4 protein-coding genes are annotated in these 4,684 nt (G+C 63.2%); 1 reads left to right on the top strand and 3 read right to left on the bottom strand.

What is annotated here, in order from left to right:
* From ACFCU0_RS03375 to ACFCU0_RS03385, 3 genes are all read right to left on the bottom strand, one after another.
* A partial coding sequence (locus tag ACFCU0_RS03375; RefSeq protein WP_434972255.1) for an aldo/keto reductase occupies positions 1–869 on the bottom strand: 869 nt, incomplete at its 3' end.
* 156 nt (positions 870–1,025) lie between these two features.
* A complete protein-coding gene (locus ACFCU0_RS03380) occupies positions 1,026–1,370 on the bottom strand; it encodes a thioredoxin family protein (RefSeq protein WP_434972256.1) in 345 nt (114 codons plus the stop codon).
* A 143-nt stretch (positions 1,371–1,513) separates the two neighbouring features.
* Entirely contained in the window at positions 1,514–2,221 is a 708-nt protein-coding gene (locus tag ACFCU0_RS03385) for a DUF2461 domain-containing protein (protein WP_434972257.1), read from the bottom strand.
* 218 nt (positions 2,222–2,439) lie between these two features.
* Here ACFCU0_RS03385 and ACFCU0_RS03390 point away from each other — a divergent pair, with 218 nt between their 5' ends.
* On the top strand, positions 2,440–3,672 hold the full coding sequence (locus tag ACFCU0_RS03390) for an MFS transporter (protein WP_434972258.1): 1,233 nt from the start codon (positions 2,440–2,442) through the stop codon (positions 3,670–3,672).
* Positions 3,673–4,684 lie beyond the last annotated feature (1,012 nt).

Below are 4,684 nucleotides of genomic sequence, written 5' to 3' on the forward strand. Positions count from 1 at the left end.
ACGGTGGCCGCGCCGCTGAGGACGACGTCCGACCACGGCTGATGTACTACAGCTGCAAGAGATAAAGCATCAACAGTCGTGCCGAGTCGGCCCGCTTCCGCCTGAAGAAGATGATAACGGTCGGCAAACGCGGGTCGATCGTTTCGTGGCGTCAGTCGTCCGTTGGCCAGGGCTTCCTTCACGATAACGCCCAGCCCGGCCTCGCTCGCCGCCTGCAGCACGGCGCCGGCAGACGGCTCCAGCAGATTCCACGTCGCCTGCACGGCATCGAACAGCCGCTCCCCATTGACCGTCACCTCCAGGGCCTTCTCGAGCGTCTCCGCCTGCCGGGGTCCGCTGAGCGACAGGCCGATCGCAATACCTTCCTTCTCCCGCAGGCGCATCAGTTCGTTGGCCACCTTGGGGTCCTCCAGCACGCCGGTCTTGAGCGTCGCCGAGTGGATCTGGTACAGATCGATGTGATCACCGAGGCGCTCCTTACTTTCCGGCCATTGGCGCTGAAGAACGCTGAGGGAGTGATCCTTCACCTCATGCACGTCGGCATCCACCTGCCAGTCGGCGGTGTAGGTGTAGCCCCATTTCGACCCCACGGTCACCTCGTCCGGGTCGCGCCCCCGCGAGCGGAGCCAGTTACCGAGGAAGGCCTCCGCACGCCCGTACGACCGGGCGGCGTCAACGTAGCGGATGCCGAGGTCCCAGGCCGCGTCGAGCACGTCGTGCGTATGGCGGCGAAGGGCGTCGACCTCGCGGCGGCCGCTGAGGTCGTCCCCGTGGCCGAGGTTGATGTAGCCGGGGCGACCCAGAGCGGCCAGGCCCAGGCCGATCGATGTGACAGAGAGGCCGGTGGAACCGAACGAACGAGTTTCCATGCGCGAAGCGGTATGAGAGACGGAGGGCTGGCGAAGTATACAGCAGATCGCCCTCCCACTCAATCATTCAAGCAGCGGAGCACCGGGGGCGGCCGTTAACCAGACATGCAAATGATTGAACGCACCTGATTTATCCCTACAGCATGCGCGGCGCGATCAGGCCGCCTGCCGCATGGAGACCGTCTCCGTAACCCGATTCACGAAGGCGCCGATCTTTCGCGCACCCTCGAGTCGGCCGGTCACGTCGCCCTCGCGGAAGGCCAGAAGCGTGGGCACGGCGGCGACGTCGAAGGTATGGGCGAGGTCCGGGTAGCTATTGACGTTCAACGAGATGACCCGTCCGCGGTCGCCGAGGTGCTCCTCGAGGCGGTCCAGGTCGGGCCGCGTGGCCTGACAGGCCCGACAGCGCGGCTCCCAGAAGTCCACAAAGACGGGTCCGTCCGCCTGGAGGACATTCGACTCGAAGAATGTGTCGATGAGCGGGTGGAGAGACTGTGACATGATGCGGATGCGAATCCTTAATCGTGACCCTGCGCCCGCTGCCGGTCATTTCCCTGCAGCAGACGTCAGACACAAGAGCGGCAAAAACCAGTCCGCCGGAATCTACTTCGGCCTGCATCCGTGACGTCGCCAAATTTTCTCGATCAGGCCCCGCCCTCCGCGGCGTCCCACACGAAATCCAGCAGCGGACGCGCGTCCTCGCCCATCTGAACCACATCCGCGGCGAAGTCGGGCGTCATCAGCGCTTCATCGTCGACCTCCCGCGTCACCAGGTAGTGCTTCCACCGGAGGACGTCCGCCAGGTCCTCGTCGTCTTTGTACTGGGAAAAGCCGCGCGGCATGCCGGTGAGGGTGTCGTCCCGGCTGTGGACGGGTAGCCCTCGCTCCTCCATGCGCTGGAGCAGGTCGAAGAATACCGCCGGCGAACTGGCGATCCGTTCGCGCACCGGGCGCAAGTATTTTACCGCCGGCTGGTAAAAGCCACCCGCCAAAAAAGAGGCGCCGGGCTCGATGTGGACGTACACAACACCGTTCTTGTCCTTGCTGCCGCTCCGGTCGAAGACGCACCCGACGTTCGTTTTGTACGGGCGCTTGTCCTCGGAGAAACGGGTGTCGCGGTAGATCCGGAAGCGCGACTTCTTCGGGTCGCCCGTGAGCGGAAGTCCTGCGTCGTGCATCCGGCGGGCAACATCCGCGATCAGGCACTCGAGCGGCCCCCGCAGTTCGTCGACGTACGTGTCCTTTCGCGGCTTGAACCAGTCGCGGTCGTTGTGGTCCTCCAGCTTACGGAGAAAGTCGAACGCCTCGTCGCGAAATCCCGGAAACGGCGGGTACTCCATCAGGTCGGTCATGCGGGCAGCAGGCTGTAGACGAACAGGTGGTTCGATGGGAAAACCTACGGCACGTATTCGGAAAACCGTAATGGCGAATCGAAAACGTTGCAGCAACCGCGGCCGACGATGCGACCTGTGCTGCGCGGTGACCGAAACCTGCCGCCGTCCCCCACGGATCCGGCAACTTCGGTTTTCGTACCCTTGGCCTAAACGCTCTTCCCACACGGCCGCACGCCATGACCCCGAACGACCGATCTATCGTAGGTCTCGTTTCGATCGCGCATGCGATGGTTCACACCTACGAGCTCTCGATTCCGATCTTCGTGACGGTCTGGAGCGATGCGCTGCAGATCCCGAACAAAGAGCTGGGATTGATGGTCGGTCTCGGGTACGCCCTCTTCGGGCTGGGCGCCATCCCGGGGGGCATTCTGTCTGATCGGCTCGGTTCGCGCGGCCTGATTACGATGTGTCTCGCCGGCATGGGGGGGTCGTTTGCGCTGCTCAGCATCTCGTCCAGTCCGTGGGCACTCACCGCGTCGATGGCCGCGTGGGGCATTGCGGCGAGCGTCTACCATCCGGCCGGCCTGTCGCTGATCAGCAAAGGGGTGACGCAGCGGGGACGCGCCCTTGCGCTCCACGGCATGGCCGGCAACGCGGGCATCGCACTCGGCCCGCTGGCGACGGCGCTGCTCCTTGCTTGGATCGGCGACTGGCAATGGGTTGCCCTGATCCTGGCCGTGCCGGCTGTCCTGGCGACGGCGTATGCCCTGTCGTCGACGTTTGACGAGCACGCTGCGGAAGGCCCCGAGCTGTCCCCGACCAACGAGGCATCCGGTCACGTCATCCGTCGCCTGGGGATCACGTCGCGGCAGCTGTTTGCCACCGCGTTCGCCGGCGTCTTCGCCATCGTGATGCTCTCCGGCCTGTACTATCGCGGCGTACTGACCTTTCTCCCCGACCTGCTTGGCGACGTGGTCACCTTCCAACTGCCTCTCGGACTCGACGCCGAGCATTACGTCTACGCCGGCATCCTCATGATCGGTATGCTCGGCCAGTTCGTCGGCGGCAAGCTCACCGACCGCTTTCCGACGGAGGTGAGCATGCTCGGCGCCTTGACCTTGCTGTCTATCATCGCGCTGGCCTTCCTGCCGGTCGTGCAGATCAGCACCGCCACTGTCCTCCTGGGAAGTGCCGTGCTCGGCTTCTTTCTGTTCCTGGTCCAACCGCTCTACCAGGCAACCGTGGCCGAGTACACCCCGGCCCGGGCGCGGGGCCTGTCGTATGGCTTCACGTACCTGGGCGTCTTCGGCATCGGTGCGATCGGCGCCCCGCTGGCCGGGTGGCTCCTCGACACCTCCGGCCCGATGGCCCTCTTCGTCGTCCTCTCCGGCATCGCCCTCGCCGCCGCCGCCCTCAGCGGCTGGCTCCTGCTCCGGTCGCGTCGCGCGGACCTTGCGGCCTCGTCGTGATCTTGGCCCCGGTCTCTTTGAGTATCCTGTTTTCGGCGATCGAAAGAGCTTGATATCATTGGGTGGAGACCCGCACCCACCTCTGTGCCGATCTTTGCAAGGGCCAACGGCTGGTTGAAGAGGGAAAAGCTGTGTGTAGGTTTGTATGTCTGTAGGTATTCGGTTCGCGAACCGTGTCGCGCGGAAGTACAGGTTCCACGGCCATGGCCTGCAGTTCTTCCCCGGCCTTGCGCGGTTCGTCGTCTCGAGCGACATGAGCATCGCGAGTTAGTGCCCGTGGTGCGTGCAGCCAGAGCCACGAACAGAACAAATCCCTGTCTGAGCGAGCTTCGCTCGCGCGTCGCCAGGATGACCCTACGGGCCCTTTGGATTTGTTTCGCGACGCGAGCATAGCGAGCTAGTGCCGGTTTGGTGTGGTATTTTTGCGTCTCGTTTTTTTGGCCAGTCAAAAAATGAGACACAGGGAAGGTTGACTTGGAATCCTGGGATGCCTGCACCGCGCACAACGATCCGCGTGATCCGACGAGATGCCGTTCGGACGTTCAACACGATATGCACCACAGACGAAGGTCGTGCATCCACCCTGGCTTTTGGTGTCGATTTTGGCTTGACCCAAAACCGACAAAAAGGTCAAGGCCTGCCGAAGATCGGCTGAGGGTCCCATCCGCTTCGCTGAAATTCTCCAAACTCAACCTCTCTTTGAGCGCCGGTGTCACACGCAAGCATTCCGCTTCGAGGTTTCAGACAGGGAGAATTTCCCCACCGTTCGGTTTCGCCAGCTTGCGACCGAAAAAAGTGATGGGACGCTCCGCTCCCCGGCCCCTCTGAACGCCGATCTTCGCAAGGGCCAAGGGCTGGTTGAAGGTGTGAAGGTATGAAAGTACGAACGTCCGATGTCGGTCTTGACGCGGAAACGCACGTGATCCCTCCCGGCTTTGGAGAAAGGGAGAGTGGGGGAGAGGGAGAATTGGAGAAGCCTCTGCTCTCGATGCAATGTCGTTCTTTCCCGGCC

The sequence above is a fragment of the Longibacter sp. genome (genome assembly GCF_051155795.1).
In the GTDB taxonomy this organism is placed as follows: Bacteria; Bacteroidota; Rhodothermia; order Rhodothermales; family Salinibacteraceae; genus Longibacter.

Bases quoted from the DNA above. Each gene is read 5' to 3' on its own strand.
- ACFCU0_RS03380 (WP_434972256.1), bottom strand. From the start codon at position 1,370: ATGTCACAGTCTCTCCACCCGCTCATCGACACATTCTTCGAGTCGAAT.
- ACFCU0_RS03390 (WP_434972258.1), top strand. From the start codon at position 2,440: ATGACCCCGAACGACCGATCTATCGTAGGTCTCGTTTCGATCGCGCAT.
- ACFCU0_RS03385 (WP_434972257.1), bottom strand. From the start codon at position 2,221: ATGACCGACCTGATGGAGTACCCGCCGTTTCCGGGATTTCGCGACGAG.